General features: G+C 41.6%; 16 protein-coding genes. 7 read left to right on the top strand and 9 right to left on the bottom strand.

From position 1 onward, the window contains the following. Positions 1–16: 16 nt before the first annotated feature. The 6 genes from C9J47_RS25375 to tsaA all read right to left on the bottom strand — a co-directional run bounded on the left by C9J47_RS25375 (position 17) and on the right by tsaA (position 5378). Positions 17–205 carry a DUF4250 domain-containing protein gene (locus tag C9J47_RS25375; protein WP_107256648.1) on the bottom strand — a complete coding sequence of 63 codons (189 nt, stop codon included), beginning with the start codon at positions 203–205 and terminating at the stop codon, positions 17–19. A gap of 2 nt (positions 206–207) precedes the next feature. Beyond that, complete coding sequence (locus C9J47_RS25370; protein ID WP_107256646.1) at positions 208–411, bottom strand: YaeP family protein; 204 nt, start codon at positions 409–411, stop codon at positions 208–210. Positions 412–542: 131 nt separating this feature from the next. Beyond that, positions 543–1397, bottom strand: a complete 855-nt coding sequence (locus tag C9J47_RS25365; RefSeq protein ID WP_107256644.1) for a GGDEF domain-containing protein — start codon at positions 1395–1397, stop codon at positions 543–545. A 92-nt stretch (positions 1398–1489) separates the two neighbouring features. Next, positions 1490–2614 carry a patatin-like phospholipase family protein gene (locus C9J47_RS25360; RefSeq protein WP_107256641.1) on the bottom strand — a complete coding sequence of 375 codons (1125 nt, stop codon included), beginning with the start codon at positions 2612–2614 and terminating at the stop codon, positions 1490–1492. A 255-nt stretch (positions 2615–2869) separates the two neighbouring features. Continuing rightward, on the bottom strand, positions 2870–4585 hold the full coding sequence (locus C9J47_RS25355) for a proline--tRNA ligase (protein WP_107256639.1): 1716 nt from the start codon (positions 4583–4585) through the stop codon (positions 2870–2872). Between the two features lie 91 nt (positions 4586–4676). After that, complete coding sequence (tsaA, locus tag C9J47_RS25350; RefSeq protein ID WP_107256637.1) at positions 4677–5378, bottom strand: tRNA (N6-threonylcarbamoyladenosine(37)-N6)-methyltransferase TrmO; 702 nt, start codon at positions 5376–5378, stop codon at positions 4677–4679. Between the two features lie 134 nt (positions 5379–5512). On the opposite strand from tsaA, the gene ykgO reads away from it, so the two are divergent. Then, positions 5513–5653, top strand: coding sequence for a type B 50S ribosomal protein L36 (gene ykgO / locus C9J47_RS25345; protein WP_107256635.1), 141 nt, complete (start codon positions 5513–5515; stop codon positions 5651–5653). A gap of 93 nt (positions 5654–5746) precedes the next feature. On the opposite strand, the gene C9J47_RS25340 is transcribed toward ykgO, so the two are convergent. The 3 genes from C9J47_RS25340 to metN form a co-directional block, all read right to left on the bottom strand. After that, the gene (locus tag C9J47_RS25340) at positions 5747–6562 is read right to left on the bottom strand and encodes a MetQ/NlpA family lipoprotein (protein ID WP_107256633.1); all 816 of its coding nucleotides are present in this window, start codon (positions 6560–6562) and stop codon (positions 5747–5749) included. Positions 6563–6666: 104 nt separating this feature from the next. After that, positions 6667–7353 (bottom strand): methionine ABC transporter permease, encoded by a 687-nt coding sequence (locus tag C9J47_RS25335; protein ID WP_006232692.1) that lies wholly within the window; start codon positions 7351–7353, stop codon positions 6667–6669. Continuing rightward, entirely contained in the window at positions 7343–8377 is a 1035-nt protein-coding gene (gene metN / locus C9J47_RS25330; RefSeq protein ID WP_107256630.1) for a methionine ABC transporter ATP-binding protein MetN, read from the bottom strand. Before metN ends, C9J47_RS25335 begins: the two co-directional genes overlap by 11 nt. 297 nt (positions 8378–8674) lie before the next feature. Between metN and gmhB the strand changes: the two genes are divergently transcribed. The 6 genes from gmhB to C9J47_RS25300 all read left to right on the top strand — a co-directional run bounded on the left by gmhB (position 8675) and on the right by C9J47_RS25300 (position 15499). Beyond that, on the top strand, positions 8675–9229 hold the full coding sequence (gene gmhB / locus C9J47_RS25325; RefSeq protein WP_107256628.1) for a D-glycero-beta-D-manno-heptose 1,7-bisphosphate 7-phosphatase: 555 nt from the start codon (positions 8675–8677) through the stop codon (positions 9227–9229). A 339-nt stretch (positions 9230–9568) separates the two neighbouring features. After that, positions 9569–10594 carry an ABC transporter permease subunit gene (locus C9J47_RS25320; RefSeq protein ID WP_107256626.1) on the top strand — a complete coding sequence of 342 codons (1026 nt, stop codon included), beginning with the start codon at positions 9569–9571 and terminating at the stop codon, positions 10592–10594. Next, positions 10595–11638, top strand: a complete 1044-nt coding sequence (locus tag C9J47_RS25315; protein WP_107256623.1) for an ABC transporter permease — start codon at positions 10595–10597, stop codon at positions 11636–11638. A 29-nt stretch (positions 11639–11667) separates the two neighbouring features. Further along, positions 11668–13494 carry an extracellular solute-binding protein gene (locus tag C9J47_RS25310; protein ID WP_107256620.1) on the top strand — a complete coding sequence of 609 codons (1827 nt, stop codon included), beginning with the start codon at positions 11668–11670 and terminating at the stop codon, positions 13492–13494. Positions 13495–13511: 17 nt separating this feature from the next. Continuing rightward, a complete protein-coding gene (locus C9J47_RS25305) occupies positions 13512–14498 on the top strand; it encodes an ABC transporter ATP-binding protein (protein WP_107256618.1) in 987 nt (328 codons plus the stop codon). Continuing rightward, the gene (locus tag C9J47_RS25300; RefSeq protein WP_107256616.1) at positions 14498–15499 is read left to right on the top strand and encodes an ABC transporter ATP-binding protein; all 1002 of its coding nucleotides are present in this window, start codon (positions 14498–14500) and stop codon (positions 15497–15499) included. The genes C9J47_RS25305 and C9J47_RS25300 overlap by 1 nt, the downstream gene beginning before the upstream one ends. Positions 15500–15713 lie beyond the last annotated feature (214 nt).

The raw sequence follows: 15713 nt of genomic DNA, 5'->3' as shown, positions 1-15713 counted from the left end.
TCATTTATTTGATGCGTTAGCGAAATTGTTTCACTTCAGGCAAGTAATCAAAGCCTGCCTGTTTTAGGCGGCTGATCAAAACTTCTTTATCGATTTCGAAATAGTTAATCAAGCTGTCCAAGTCCTCAAATTCATCACGAATTTTCATATTAATAATGCTCATTAACATGACAGGGTCCATCGTTTCATATTTGGATAAGTTCATAGTTAGTCTTCAAAATCACTCATCAATAGATTTGCAGCAGCAAAAGCCGCACGTTCGCGAACATCTTTTGGTAGCTCTTCATTAGCAGCAATAAAATCAAATGTTTTGACTGCACAATGAATCGCATTAGGAATATAGCCGAGATCACCGCTGCCAACTTGTGCATAAGTCATACGGATTAATTCGCAGCATTCGTAAACTTTCATGATGTTTCCTCTAAAGTAAAATTTATTCGAATAGAGAACGTATTGGAATAAATTCTATGACGATGAACACCAATATACACGTTGAGGATAACAAAGAATATTGATCAAAAGAGGATAAATTTGGGAGGTGGCTATTTATTACGCTTTTGTTTATATAACTGGCGATCAGCGCGATCAATTAGTGAAAGGGTGGTATCCCCTTTTTGATATTGGGCATAACCATGTGATGATGAAACCTGAAGAGTACGTAGCGCTTGGTCATCATTAATCAAGTGATGTACGCGTTCTGCTACTTTTTGTGCCGATTTGTCTGTTGCTGGCTGCAGCAGCATGATGAACTCATCTCCGCCTAGACGATAACAACGGTCAGAGTTACGAACAGCATGTTTTAACGCAATAGCGAACCGACGGATAACTTTATCACCATCAAGGTGTCCATAGCGGTCGTTAACTTGTTTAAAATTATCTAAATCAAAGATCACGACGACTAAACCCACATCCCGACGTTCGCTCATCGCAATTGAGTGTTGTATATCTTGCTCAAAACTAGAACGGTTGCCTAAACCTGATAAATGATCTCGCATAGCCATATTTTTGACTCGACGATATTCAATAGCATTACTAAGGGGACCAGCGAAAAGGCGGTGATACGTATGAAGTAAGTTAATTTCATCGTTATCAAGTTTATAAGGGGTCGTGTATTTTAATTTACCGAGTTCATTTTCACCAAAGCGTAAAACAAAGGTTTGGTTGAATTCGGTGGCTTTTCCTCGACGAATTAAGGTACTAGTATCGTCAAGATCCCAGATAAGACGGCTTATATCGATTTGTTTTTCGATTTCACGAGTGAATATTTCGAATAATATTCCAAGTTCTATTTTGCCTTGTAGTTTTTGCAAGATCAGTAGACGCTGATCAGCGCCGAGAGGTTTTGTCCTCGGTTTTCGTTCATCAGCAAAAAACTTGTCCCAGAGAATTGGATCCATAAAAGCGTCATAAATTTGTTAGGGGTTCACTATAGGCAATTATTTGTTCAAATCAATATCTAGAGTAATTTATTATTAATAATTATATGATTTTATTTCAAAAACTTGCGGAGCATCGTCTCTTTTTCAGTCGTATCTTCATAACCTAGCTTTATTAAAGCCTGAATATATTCAGGTTCAAATAAGATGTAACTGGTTATGGCGGCATCATCTTTAGGGCTAATCCCCGTAAGTCGCATTAATGCGCGGGTCATTGGTGGTAGATGGCAGTAGTACTTTTGGGCTAATGGTTCAAAGGATTTGCTTGGGGATAAATGAATATGGTCCACATTTTTTAATTGTAGGCGTTGTCTTTCATGTTCAGGTAGTGCCTGAATGATGGTATTGGTACGTGATAGGTTTTCTAGGTCAGCTGTTAACGTATCGCTAAAAATAGTATCCATTAAATGCCCCCCCAAAGACGCTAATCCTGGTGCTTTGGTGTGATCTCTTTCTTCTGTTTTTTCATTGATTAAATCAATCATCAGTATTTTATCTGCGCCCATTTTTAATGATGGACGCAGTGGCGATAATTGGTGGATTGAACCATCCCCATAGTAGGTTTGACCTATCCTACTGGCAGGAAAGACCAGAGGTATTGCGGCAGATGCTAACAAATGCTCTGTCGATATTAATGAGCGGCGCCCTTTCGATTTTGCTCTATCCCATTCACACAGTTCTTGTTGGCCTTGAAAGAAGCTGACAGAGCGGCCACTTTTATAGCTGGAAGCGGTGATAGAGATGCCATGTAAATTACCGGCTATAATTTGTTTTTCTAGCCGTTCATAATTATTAACTTGGTTAAGTAGCTCACGAAGGGGACGATTATTTAATAAGCCAAAAGGTGGGCGTTCATGATAATCAGCCTGTAAGCGTGCAAACCCTTGTTTAAGCAAGTAGTTAGTCATGCCATACGGACTGGCGATAAATACTCTGCGGCTATGTAGCCGCGCCCAAATCCACTCTAATTTTTTCACACCAAGGCGAAAACATGACGCGTAACTGGCGATGGCGATTGCATTTATGCCGCCAGCTGATGTACCGCAATATATTGAAAAAGGGCTATGGTGAACGCGTGGGTACCACTCGGCAATGGCTTTTAACACGCCAACTTGATAAGCAGCCCGTGCTCCCCCCCCTGTTAAGAGTAAGCTGATTTTTGGCTTATCCTTTGCCATATTTCTACCTCACATCGTAAACGATGATGATAAATATTATTTTCTCTTCATTAACTATATACCCAAGCTACCTCAAGATGCAGGATTCAGAGTGATCTCAGCGATGTTGTACTAGTGATGGAATATCGAGGTATGGCATTGTACATTCCACATGAGTATGAAAAGTGCGTTATAGAAAGTAGTTATCGTGGATGACAACATATAAAAAAGCCTCCAACAAGGAGGCTTAATAAGACGGCTGAAACGATAGTTGAATTAAGCTAATTTTTGCTTAATCATTTCAACAACATCAGCAACTGGCACTGCGACTTTGTTGCCATCACGACGGTCTTTATATTCCATCTCGCCATTTTCTAAGCTGCGGTTACCGATCACAATCGTGTGTGGAATGCCAATTAGCTCGATATCTTTGAACATTACACCTGGGCGTTCTTTACGATCATCAAATAACACTTCGATGCCCGCAGCCGTTAATTCAGCATACAAGCTTTCTGCTGCTTCTTTAACTTCTTCAGATTTAGCCATGTTCATCGGTACGATAGCCACTTGGAATGGTGCAAGTGCTGTCGGCCAGATAATGCCGTTTTCATCGTAGTTTTGCTCAATAGCTGATGCCACAACACGTGAAACACCAATACCGTAACAACCCATTTCTAGAGTGACACTCTTACCATCAGGGCCAAGAACGTTACAGTTCATTTTTTCTGAGTAGTTAGTGCCTAGTTGGAAGATGTGACCAACCTCAATACCACGTTTCAGCTGGATAGTACCTTGACCACACGGGCTTAGGTCGCCTTCTACAACGTTACGCAGGTCTTCCACTTGAGCAAGCTCAACATCACGACCCCAGTTAATACCGAAGTAGTGCTTGTCATCAACGTTAGCACCCGCACCGAAATCACTCATTACTGCAACAGTACGGTCTACGATAAATGGTAGCTCAAGACCAACAGGACCAAGTGAGCCTGGGCCTGCACCAACTAGTGCACGGATCTCAGCTTCACCAGCCATCTCTAGTGGAGATGCAACTTGTGGTAGGTTTTCAGCTTTAACTTCGTTAAGCTCGTGATCACCACGGATGATAAGCGCGATAATGTCAGCATCTACTTCGTCAGAAGCTTTAACGAATAGCGTTTTCACTGTCTTTTCGATTGCAAGGCCGTGCTGCTCAACAAGCTCTGCGATTGTTTTCGCATTAGGTGTATCAACCAGTTCCATCTCTTGAGTTGCTGCTGCAAGCTCAGCTGTTGGAGCTAGTGCTTCTGCTTTCTCGATGTTTGCTGCGTAATCAGAGTCACTAGAGAATGCGATTAGATCTTCACCGCTTTCAGCAAGCACGTGGAATTCTTGAGAGCCGCTGCCGCCGATTGCGCCAGAGTCTGCCAATACTGGACGGTACTCAAGGCCCATACGGTCAAATGCTTTACAGTAAGCATCGTGCATAGCTTGGTAAGATTTTTCTAAGCCTTCTTTATCGATATCAAAGCTGTACGCATCCATCATTGAGAATTCACGAGCACGCATTACGCCAAAACGAGGGCGACGTTCATCACGGAATTTAGTCTGGATTTGGTACAGGTTCAGCGGAAGCTGCTTGTATGAGCTAATCTCGTTGCGCACAAGGCTAGTGACAACTTCTTCTGCTGTTGGGCTTAGAACAAACGGACGAGAATGGCGGTCAGTAAAGCGAAGTAGCTCAGGACCCATTTTCTCAGAACGGCCCGTTTCTTCCCAAAGCTCAAACGGTTGAACTACGGGCATCAAGATTTCAACGGCACCTGCATTATCGATCTCTTGGCGAACGATATTTTCGACTTTACGCAGTACACGTAGACCAGTAGGTAGCCAAGTATATAAACCTGAAGCTAGCTTACGGATCATACCTGCACGTAGCATTAGTTGGTGACTAATGACTTCTGCGTCGTTTGGAGTCTCCTTCAACGTGGAAAGAAGATAGTTACTGGTACGCATTGATGGTATCCGTTTGTTGAGAATTTTAAGTGAAGGGGATTATATTATCAGCCAAAAGGCTAATCACCAAAGAGAACAAGCGTGATCTCACTTATTCTACGGTTGTTTCAATAGTAGTAACGGTAACGAGACCATCCTGTACGGTAAATTTCACATTGAAATTAAATAAATGGACGGCATATTCTTTGGTATCAATTTTATTCTTTTTGTAAGCCGGTCGAGGGTCTTGAGCCAATACTTCACTAATAACGGTTTGCTGATAAGCATTGTCATCCATTTTTAATTGTTCTAATGCTGTATCTGTAAACATAACGGGTAAGGTCTCGGGTTCACCCGCGGCAAAACCACCCAATGCTTGTGGCAAACTATCTGAATAAGGTACGTAAGGCTTTATATCGATAATCGGTGTGCCATCAACTAAGTCAACACCACCTAATTCAATAATAATATCACTGCCTTTTTGGCGTATCCCTTTCAGTTCAACAGCTGACATTCCAATGCCATTAGGGCGAAATGTTGCTCTGCTCGCAAAGACACCAATGCGTTCGTTACCACCTAAACGAGGGGGCCTTACTGTTGGTCGCCAGCCAGCTTCAAGGTTTTGATCGAATAAAAATAATAACCAGAGATGGCTGAATTGTTCGATGCCTCTCACTGCCTCTATAGTATTGGCACTGCCTTGCAAGATGATTTCTGAGCATGCGCTGGGTACTAACCCTGGTTGACGTGGAACGGCAAATTTTTCTTTATAAGGCGACCGAACAATACCAATAGGTTCAATGCTGTAAGACATAAAGCGCGACCTGTTATAGATAGCAAAGAGTAAGTAGCGCAGAACATACCATAAAAAACGCCTTGACTCAGCGATGATAAAACACGATATTGTTATGTTATAACATATCAGTTGATTTAATCGAAGAGAATAAAATGAAAGTTGTTAGCTCATTAAAAAGTGCAAAATCACGTCATCGTGATTGTCAGATCGTTAAACGTCGCGGGCGAGTATTCGTGATTTGTAAATCAAATCCACGCTTTAAAGCGGTGCAGGGGAAGGCGAAGAAAAAATAGTGGTAGTAATAAACCAAAAAAGAGGCGCCAATATCAGGCGCCCCTTTTGTTTTAGCTGTTTTTTTAGTCTGCAAGTTATTCAGCGATAAGGAATTACCAGCCTTTAACTGCGCCACCTTGGAAGATTTCTTGTGCCGCGTTGTAAACGACATCAGATTGGTAAGCTTTTAAGAATGTCTGCACATTTTCAGCATTCACATTATCTTCACGTGCAACAATTAGGTTTACATACGGAGATTCTTTGTCTTCAACGAATACACCATCCCGCTCAGGTGTTAGGTTGATGCTGCTTGCGTATGTTGTGTTAATAATCGCAAGTTGAACATCATCTAGAGAGCGGGGAAGCTGGGCAGCTTCAAGCTCAACAATTTTTAGGTTCTTAGGGCTACTTACAATATCAAGCACTGTTGCTGTTAAACCTGAGCCTTCTTTTAGCGTTAGTAGACCTTGTTGTTGCAATAGTAGTAAAGAACGACCAAGGTTTGTTGGATCATTCGGAACTGCAATTTGATCGCCATCTTTTAGCTCGTCAAGTGATTTGATTTTGCTTGAGTAAGCAGCAATTGGGTATACAAAAGAGTTACCCACAATAGCAAACTTGTAACCACGGTCAGTCATTTGCTGATCTAAGTAAGGTTTATGTTGGAATGCATTTATATCAATAGAGCCTTCTTCTAAAGCTGCGTTTGGTGAAACGTAGTCAGTAAAAGTGATTAATTCAACATCTAATCCGTATGTTTTCTTTGCTTCTTTCGCTGCCACTTCAGCAACTTGTGCTTCAGCGCCAGCCATTACCCCAATTTTAATTTTGCTATTATCAACAACAGCTTCTTTTTCGCCACAACCTGTTAATACAAGTGCAGATGCTAGGCCTGCGACTGCAACAATATTTTTCAAATTAAACGCCATGGTGCTTCTCCTTAACTGGGGTATTCCCTGATTTTTTTAATAGCCATTCTTTATTGTATGCATGAAATGGCTATGCAGTTTTTTCGTATTAATGAATGTTCTACTTATCGATGATCAACACGTTTAACCAAGTGATCACCAACCGATTGAATAAGTTGTACTAAGATGACCAACATAACAACAGTGATCATCATAACGGTGCCATCAAAGCGTTGGTAACCATAACGGATCCCCACATCACCAAGGCCGCCGCCACCAACTGTGCCCGCCATTGCAGAATAGCTTACGAGAGTGACTAGGGTAATTGTTATCGCATTAATGATGCCCGGCAATGCTTCTGGTAATAGAACTTTAGTAACAATTTGCTGAGGTGTCGCGCCCATTGCCTGTGCTGCTTCAACTAAGCCTGACGGTACTTCCAGTAATGCACCTTCGACCAAGCGTGCAATAAATGGAATCGCACCAACGGTGAGCGGTACTATTGCTGCAGCCGTTCCGATTGAGCTACCTACGATAAAGCGAGTAAAAGGAATAATGGCGACAAGTAAAATGATAAAAGGGATAGATCGCCCAATATTGACAACGGTACCCAGCACTTTGTTTAAGGTACGGTTTTCAAGCTGGCCACCTTCTTTACTTAAGTGTAAAGCGACACCTAGCGGAATACCGAGTGCAAAGCCGATAAGCCCTGATGCAAACACCATCGTTAAGGTTTGACCTAGTGCTTCAACCAATAAATACGTTAATCGTTCATTGGTTTCCCACCAACTGCTTATTGAATCAAGCAACATAACCTAATACCTCTACATTTACTTTATGATCACGCAAGAAAGCGATAGCTTGCTCTGCTGCTTGTTCTGTACCAAATAATTCTGCCAACATTAAGCCAAATTTAACGCCACCGGCATAATCCATATCAGAACTTAAAATGCTGATATCGATATTAAACTCTCTTGCAACTTGGCTAATCAAAGGGGCATTTACCGAAGCGCCTGTAAACTCTAAACGAATAAGAGGGTAGCTACCTGCTACTCTTTCTGGTGTCATACGAGCTTGGTAATCCGCAGGGATTGATAAGTCTAATGTAGAGCGGATAAATTCGCGCGCGAGTTCTGTTTTAGGGTGGGCGAAGATATCACCGACAGGGCCTTTTTCGACTAATTCACCATCACCAATAATGGCAACTTGTGAGCAGATACTTTTAACCACATCCATTTCATGCGTGATTAATAAGATCGTTAGGTTTAATTCGCGATTAATCTCGCGTAATAGTTCTAAAATTGATTGTGTTGTTGCAGGATCAAGCGCACTTGTTGCTTCATCACATAATAAGACTTTTGGATCTGACGCTAATGCACGAGCAATTGCAACGCGCTGTTTTTGACCACCACTTAAGTTACAAGGGTAGGTATCATTTTTATCAGCTAGACCAACAAGTTTTAACAGCCCATCCACTTTTTCTTTTATAGCATTATTAGATACGCCTGCTAATTCTAACGGTAGCGCTACGTTTTCGAAAACAGTGCGTGACGATAAAAGATTGAAGTGCTGAAAAATCATGCCAATTTTTCGGCGTGCTAATGATAACTCTTTATTGGAAAGTTGAGTTAGGTCGACACCGTCAACAATGATATGTCCGTTTGTTGGGCGCTCTAACAAGTTAACGCAACGAATTAACGTACTCTTACCAGCACCAGAAGAGCCAATAACGCCAAAAATAGTACCTTGCTCAATAGTCAGGTTAATATCGCTAAGCGCATTGATCGCTCGCTCACCTTGATAGAACACTTTATTAACTCTATTAATTTCTATCATCGAACATCCTGAATCTAGATAAAAGTAATGCTGTTGTTTGTGTTTACATTGTAATTGTTTTGTTCTTTATGTGACATTCAATCGTAAACTGTTGTGATGATGCTAGGGCGTCTAGATGGCTAAGTCAATAGCTATTTTTACGGCTAGATGGCTAAACGTAAGAGTCAGGCTCTTTCTAGCACCTTGAATGACAGGTGTATAGCGCAGAATCTGATAAACAGGTGAATCACATTCTAAGCCGTGCCATAATCTGCTTATACGCAATATTGCCGCAAATACTATATAGAGGGCTAACTCTTGGCCAATCCAGCAGTCTTTATCGATCGTGATGGCGTGATTAACGTTGATCATGGCTATGTTCATACAGTAGATGACTTTGAATACATAGATGGTGTATTTGAAGCATGTAAAAAGCTTAAAGATATGGGCTACTTGCTTATTTTAGTAACGAACCAAGCAGGGATTGCGCGTGGTATGTACACCGAAGCGGAATTTACCCGCTTAACGGAGTGGATGGATTGGAACTTCGTTGATAACGGTGTTGAGTTTGATGGTATTTATTACTGCCCGCATCACCCAACAGAAGGTAAAGGCGAGTATTTACAAGATTGTGATTGCCGCAAACCTGAACCGGGTATGTTGCTTTCTGCATGTGAAGAGTTTGACATCGATATGGATAACTCAATTATGATCGGCGATAAAACCGATGATATGACAGCAGCAACGACGGCGAACGTTGGTACTAAAATACTTGTTCGTACAGGCAAGCCTGTTACAGAGCAAGGTGAAGCATTGGCAAGTGTTGTGCTTGATAGTGTTGCTAATGTTCCTGCTTGGTTAGCTGCACGCTAATCATTGTTTTGCTGAACATCTTGTATAAAAAAGGTCGCAGATTAGCGGCCTTTTTTGTACTTAAATTTTAGTCAACTAGTTAAAATTTAAGAGATAGCTAACTTTTGAGTAAAAGATATCGTTATGCCTTGTTTTCTATTGTATATAAATCAGTTTCCCGATATGAATGAAGGCTATTGAAAACGTAAGCGCACGAGAATAGCGGTAACCATTCAGGAAGATTGGTATAAGATCGTTGAAAGAAATTTCACCTGCTATCTTTTTATATAGGTGCTTACTGTATAGGCACTTTTTATGTAGGTACTTAGTGATCGTCGTTGACAAGGAGTTAGTCTATAGATGTTGTCATATTTTCTTCGGCGGATGATGTTAGTCATCCCGACCTTTCTCGGCATTACGCTTCTTATCTTTACAATCACTCGGTTTGTACCTGGTGGGCCTGTTGAGCGCATGCTGGCAAGTATGCAAGCGCAAGGCGATGTTGCAGCATCCATTTCCAGCCCTGGGGGAAGCAGCGCGCTTTCTGAAACTCAAATCGCTGAACTGAATGCTTTTTATGGTTTGGATAAACCGGTATTTGAAGCGTATACGCAATGGCTCGGAAAACTTTTAACGTTAGACTTTGGCGAATCTACCCGGTATTACGAACCAGTATGGGACATGATAGCCGAGCGTTTTCCGGTATCAGCATTCTATGGTGGAATGACTTTTTTTATTAGTTACTTTATTTCGATCCCGCTGGGTTACTACAAAGCCATGCGTCATGGAACAATATTTGACTCAAGTTCATCCATCTTAATTTTTGTTGGTTATGCACTTCCGGGTTATGTGGTGGGTGTTTTACTGATCACGTTATTTGGCTATCACTTGGAGTGGTTCCCGATGGGAGGATTTGTTGATGACGACTTTGATGATTATGAAACGGTCTATGAGCAAGTTAAAGATGTTATGTGGCATGCCGTGCTTCCTTTGATTTGTTATTTGATAGGGGATTTTGCAACCTTAACAATGACAATGAAAAATAATCTAATGGAAAACCTATCGTCAGATTATGTGCGTACAGCAATAGCTAAAGGGTTACCCTTCAAAGAAGCAGTGCGCAAACATGCTTTGCGTAATAGTTTAATTCCTGTCGCCAGTCATTTTGGTAATTCTCTGCTGTTCTTTATGACCGGATCATTTCTGATTGAGGTTATCTTTAATATTGATGGCATTGGATTGTTAGGGTACGAATCAATTGTTGAGCGTGATTACCCTGTTGTGATGGGGATTGTGGCAATTAATGCCGTGCTTCTAATGATTGGTAATATCCTCTCTGATATTTGCGTTGCAATCGCTGATCCTCGCGTAAAGTTTGGAGCGTAAATGATGAAACTGAATCCTCTTACGCTAAAAAAAATAAAGCGTTTTAAAGAAATAAAGCGTGGGTACTTATCCTTCTTAGTATTAACTTGCTTGTTACTTCTATCGCTGGTGGCTGAAGTTTTTATCAATAGCAAAGCGTTGGTGGTGAAATATGAGGGGGGCTTTCATTTTCCGGTTATTAGTGATGTAAGGAAAGGTACAACGTTTGGTCTTTCGTATTTGAAAGAAACGGACTACCGAGAATTACAGCAAGTGTTTGAGCAACAAAATCGCGGTAATTTTGTTGTACTACCGCTAGTGCCTTGGAACCCCTATGAGCAAGACTTTAGCGGTGATTATCCTCCAACTGCACCCAGTTTTGAGGATAAACATTATCTTGGAACAGACACTATCGGGCGCGATATTTTAGCGCGTTTGGTTTATGGCTTTAGAATTGCCATGGGCTTTGCTTTGATGACGATGGTGATCTCATATGCTATTGGCGTTGCAGTTGGGTGTGCGATGGGGTTCTGGGGAGGAAAGTTTGATTTGATTGCTCAACGTTTAATTGAAGTGTGGTCAATGGTGCCTTTTTTGTATGTCATCATGATATTGGTTTCGATTACTCGCCCTACGTTCTCTTTATTTGTCGCTATTAACGTACTCTTTGGTTGGATGGGCATAACCTGGTACATGCGTACGATGACCTATAAAGAATCTGCCCGAGAATATGTGATGGCAGCCCGGGCACTTGGTGCATCAACATTCCGGATTCTGTTTAAGCATATATTACCCAATACCATGGTAATGATTGTGACATTAGCACCATTTACGATTGCGGCAAATATTACCGCATTAACAGCGTTAGATTATTTAGGGTTGGGTTTAATGCCTCCCACGCCAAGCTGGGGAGATTTACTACAACAAGGAAAATCCAACTTAGATTCACCGTGGATAGCATCGTCAGTTGTTGCTGCTATTGTCATGGTACTCGTCATGGTGACATTTATAGGTGAAGGCATTCGTGAAGCTTTCGATCCTAAAAAATATACGCGCTATATTTAAGGTTCACGATATAAACAAGGATGTTAATGATGAATAAAATAACACTATCCGTATTGGCGATGGTATCTATGTTGGGAGGGGCGTTTGCCAGTGCTGCTCAACTCCCCAGTGATCTTGAATGGATCTCCAATGCAGATGAACCTATATTCGCTTCTGAAAACGCGCAGTTTGGCGGTACGTTTCGAACCTATCTACAAAGCTTTCCCCAGACATTTCGTATTGTAGGTCCCGACTCTAATGGTAGTTTCAGGCAATGGTTATTAGATTCTCGTCCTAATTTGGTAAGACGACATCCTATTACCTATAAATGGATTCCAGAATTAGCTGATGAGTGGGCTTATGGTAACGACAATAAAAGTATTTATTTTCGATTAAACCCAAAGGCACAGTGGTCTGATGGTAAACCGATTACGGTGGATGATTTTAAGTTTGCCCTCCAGCTCATGCGTTCAAAAGATATTATTGCCCCTTGGTATAATAATTACTACACCGAACAAGTTGATTCGGTAACTGAGATAGATAAACACACCATTGTGATTAAATCGGTTCAGCCTAAAAACCGAGAAGATTTAATGACAACACTCTACGATATTCAGCCCCGCCCCGCCCACTTTTATAAGCCAAAAGTCGATAAGAATAATGATGGCGTCGATGACAACTTTGTCCGCCTTTATAATTTTAAAGCTGAGCCATCATCAGGACCTTATTACGTTGATAAAGTGAAAAAAGGTAAGTCGATTAGGTTTAAGCATGTAGGCAAGGATTGGTGGGGATATTCCAATAAATATTATAAAAACCGTTATAACGTTGAAAAAATAAATATAAAAGTCATTCGTGACCAAGACATTGCCCAAAAACATTTTGAGAAGGGGGATCTTGATGCATTTGGCTTAGTGATGCCTTCATTGTGGCACGATAAATCAAATAGCAAACCGTATCAAAATGGGTATATCAATAAGTTTTGGGGATTTAATCAATTACCTCAGGGCAGTGGTGGAGTATGGGTAAATACCGCAAAACCGCACCTTAATGATCTGAATGTGCGTAAAGGGATTGCACATGCGATTGACTTTGATGGCATGATTGAGAAGGTTTTACGTGGTGATTATATGCGTAAGCCTAATGGTTTAGGCGTTGGTCATGGTGAATATACCAATAGCGAGATAAAAGCGGATAAATTTGATCCTCAGCTAGCTGCAGAATACTTTTCTCAAGCAGGTTTTGAGAAAATAGGTACCGATGGCATAAGGGTAAATAGTAAAGGTGAGCGATTAAGCTTTGCGATAACCTACTCCGCGACTGCACATACCCCTAGGGTCGCTTACCTTAAAGAGCAGGCGAAAGAGGCGGGTTTAGAATTAACCTTGAATTTAGTTGATGGATCTTCGGCGTTTAAATATGTGCTAGAGAAAAAGCATGAGCTGTCTTTCCATAATATGGGGACGTCTTATATTCCTCAGTATTGGGAGTACTTCCATTCTGACAATGCCAACAAAACGCAGACCAATAACTTCACGAACTTTAGTTCGCCCGCGCTTGATCAATTAATCATGTCATACCGTATCGAGTTTGATGTCGAAAAGAAAAGGGCCATATCCCGAGAGATACAGCAGGTTGTAGCCGATGCCAATGTCATCATTCCTGGTTATATGGTGCCTTACGTTCGAGAGGGGTACTGGCGTTGGTTAAAAGTGCCAAACCAGCCAATGACCAAATTAACAGAAGCAATGTTTGACCCTATTGGGATATCAACATTTTGGATTGATGATAACGTCAAGAAAGAGACAAAGTCGGCGATGAAGAAAGGGAAGGTATTTGATGCCGTCACCATCATTGACGAATCTTACAAGCTATAAATCATGGGAGAAGTAATATGCTCCCTGAGGTATTGCTTGAAGTTAAAAATCTTGGAACAGAATTTACCACTGATGACGGTATTGTCCGTGTACTGGATGGCGTTACCTTTAATGTAAAGAAAGGGCAAACCTTGGGGATTGTCGGAGAGTCGGGATGTGGGAAAAGTGTGACAGCAATGTCCATTATGGGGCTCCTTCCCCATCCTTATGGTCGAGTTAATGCTGGAGAGATCCTCTATCGAGGAACGAATGTGGTGGATTTGCCTCCAGAGAAGCTTTATGAGATGCGAGGAAACAGCATCTCTATGATATTCCAAGATCCAATGACAGCGTTAAACCCCGTTCATTCGGTTGGAAAGCAATTGTGCGAAGTGCTTGAATTGCACCGTAAGGATCTTGATAAAAAAGATCGCTTAACATACGCCATTAGAATGTTAGAGAAGGTGGGGATTCCATCGCCAGAACAGCGAGTCATGGAGTATCCCCATAACCTTTCAGGCGGTATGCGCCAGCGAGTAATGATCGCGATAGCGTTGGCATGTAAACCGGATATTTTAATCTGTGATGAGCCAACAACGGCATTAGACGTGACTGTTCAGGCGCAAATTCTTGACCTAATGCGAGAGTTACAGCGAGAAACTGGTATGGCTATGATTTTTATCACGCATGATCTTGGTGTTGTCGCCGAGATCTGTGATGACGTTGTGGTGATGTATGCGGGTCGAGCGGTAGAAACGGCAGATATATTTACATTGTTTGAGAAACCTAAGCACCCTTATACCAAAGGTTTGTTGAATTCGATGCCGACCTTGAGTGCATTACACAAACAGATGTTAGTCACGATTCCTGGGAATGTGCCTCATTTAAGTGAAATGCCTGAAGGTTGTCGGTTTTGTACCCGGTGCGCTTATGCTACCGAGGAATGTCGAAATACAGTACCAATATGGACGCAACTCGACGGTGAACATAGAGTGAGTTGTCATCACTGGAAAGAGGTGGATTAATGCCGGAATTATTACGCATTGAAAATATTAAGCAGCACTTCTCTTCTGGCGGCGGTATCTTTCGTAAGGGCTACACCATCCATGCTGTCGATGGTGTTAGTTTTTCTGTAAAGGCGGGGGAAACACTTGGCCTTGTGGGGGAGTCGGGCTGTGGAAAAAGTACGTTGGGACGTTCTATTCTGAAATTGTTTGAGCCAACTGCAGGAAAGATATTTTTTGAAGGGCGCGACATTACCCATTTATCAGTCAAAGAAATGCGTACACTTCGCCAAGAAATGCAGATTATCTTTCAAGATCCCACTGAATCTTTAAATTCTCGCCATACCGTTGGCATGATAATAGAAGAACCTTTCATCATTCATGGTATTGGTAAACCTGCAGAGCGTAAGTTGTGGGTCAAAGAGCTTTTAATTAAAGTCGGTTTACCTGAAAGTGCGGCAGAACGTTACCCTCATGAGTTTTCAGGGGGGCAGAGGCAGCGTATTGGGATTGCGCGTGCTGTTGCCTTAAAACCCAAGCTTATTATTTGTGATGAGTCGGTCTCGGCATTAGATGTATCTGTTCAAGCACAGATCTTAAATTTATTATTAGAATTTCAACAAGAAATGAAATTAGCGCTGATCTTCATTGCGCATGACTTATCTGTCGTCAAACATATTTCTGATCGTGTTGCGGTAATGTACCTGGGAAAGATTGTTGAGTTAGGTAATGCACTTGATGTATACAACTCTCCACGTCATCCCTATACCCAAGCTTTATTATCTGCGATTCCAGTTGCAGACCCTCGAAAGAGAAATACTGAACGAATAATGTTGAAAGGGGAGTTACCTTCGCCTATCAATCCCCCTAAAGGTTGTCACTTCCATACACGCTGTCCTTATGCGACAGATAAGTGCAAAGAGGATAGACCGTTATTAATAGCGAAAGCCGGTGATCATGCAGATGCGTGTCACTATCCTCTTAATAGTCAATCAAAGCCTGAATTTCGCCAATTAGCATGAAATAAAAGCTGATTTTTACTGTTTGATTAAAAAGAGAGCAGTCGGGTGTTTTTTTTAAATAAATGCTTGCGGATTGTTTTGGGTTCCCTATAATGCGACCTCACTGACACGGAGCACGGCGCTTAGCCAGCAACCTAGTCAGTATGTTCTTTAACAATTTGACCATGCAATCTGTGTGGGCACTCGTGAAATTTTAAGTCGAAAGATTTATCAA

The organism is Photobacterium indicum (assembly GCF_003026215.1).
In the GTDB taxonomy this organism is placed as follows: domain Bacteria; phylum Pseudomonadota; class Gammaproteobacteria; order Enterobacterales; family Vibrionaceae; genus Photobacterium; species Photobacterium indicum.
The sequence above is the reverse complement of the archived record's forward strand: the minus strand, read 5'-3'. Positions and strand labels throughout refer to the sequence as shown.

Excerpts from the sequence above, each read along its gene's own strand:
- metN (WP_107256630.1), bottom strand. The coding sequence starts at position 8,377 with ATGATAGAAATTAATAGAGTTAATAAAGTGTTCTATCAAGGTGAGCGA.
- ykgO (WP_107256635.1), top strand. The coding sequence starts at position 5,513 with ATGAAAGTTGTTAGCTCATTAAAAAGTGCAAAATCACGTCATCGTGAT.
- C9J47_RS25310 (WP_107256620.1), top strand. The coding sequence starts at position 11,668 with ATGAATAAAATAACACTATCCGTATTGGCGATGGTATCTATGTTGGGA.
- tsaA (WP_107256637.1), bottom strand. The coding sequence starts at position 5,378 with ATGTCTTACAGCATTGAACCTATTGGTATTGTTCGGTCGCCTTATAAA.
- C9J47_RS25305 (WP_107256618.1), top strand. The coding sequence starts at position 13,512 with ATGCTCCCTGAGGTATTGCTTGAAGTTAAAAATCTTGGAACAGAATTT.
- C9J47_RS25300 (WP_107256616.1), top strand. The coding sequence starts at position 14,498 with ATGCCGGAATTATTACGCATTGAAAATATTAAGCAGCACTTCTCTTCT.
- C9J47_RS25340 (WP_107256633.1), bottom strand. The coding sequence starts at position 6,562 with ATGGCGTTTAATTTGAAAAATATTGTTGCAGTCGCAGGCCTAGCATCT.
- C9J47_RS25365 (WP_107256644.1), bottom strand. The coding sequence starts at position 1,397 with ATGGATCCAATTCTCTGGGACAAGTTTTTTGCTGATGAACGAAAACCG.
- C9J47_RS25335 (WP_006232692.1), bottom strand. The coding sequence starts at position 7,353 with ATGTTGCTTGATTCAATAAGCAGTTGGTGGGAAACCAATGAACGATTA.
- C9J47_RS25360 (WP_107256641.1), bottom strand. The coding sequence starts at position 2,614 with ATGGCAAAGGATAAGCCAAAAATCAGCTTACTCTTAACAGGGGGGGGA.
- C9J47_RS25355 (WP_107256639.1), bottom strand. The coding sequence starts at position 4,585 with ATGCGTACCAGTAACTATCTTCTTTCCACGTTGAAGGAGACTCCAAAC.
- C9J47_RS25370 (WP_107256646.1), bottom strand. The coding sequence starts at position 411 with ATGAAAGTTTACGAATGCTGCGAATTAATCCGTATGACTTATGCACAA.
- C9J47_RS25315 (WP_107256623.1), top strand. The coding sequence starts at position 10,595 with ATGATGAAACTGAATCCTCTTACGCTAAAAAAAATAAAGCGTTTTAAA.
- C9J47_RS25375 (WP_107256648.1), bottom strand. The coding sequence starts at position 205 with ATGAACTTATCCAAATATGAAACGATGGACCCTGTCATGTTAATGAGC.
- C9J47_RS25320 (WP_107256626.1), top strand. The coding sequence starts at position 9,569 with ATGTTGTCATATTTTCTTCGGCGGATGATGTTAGTCATCCCGACCTTT.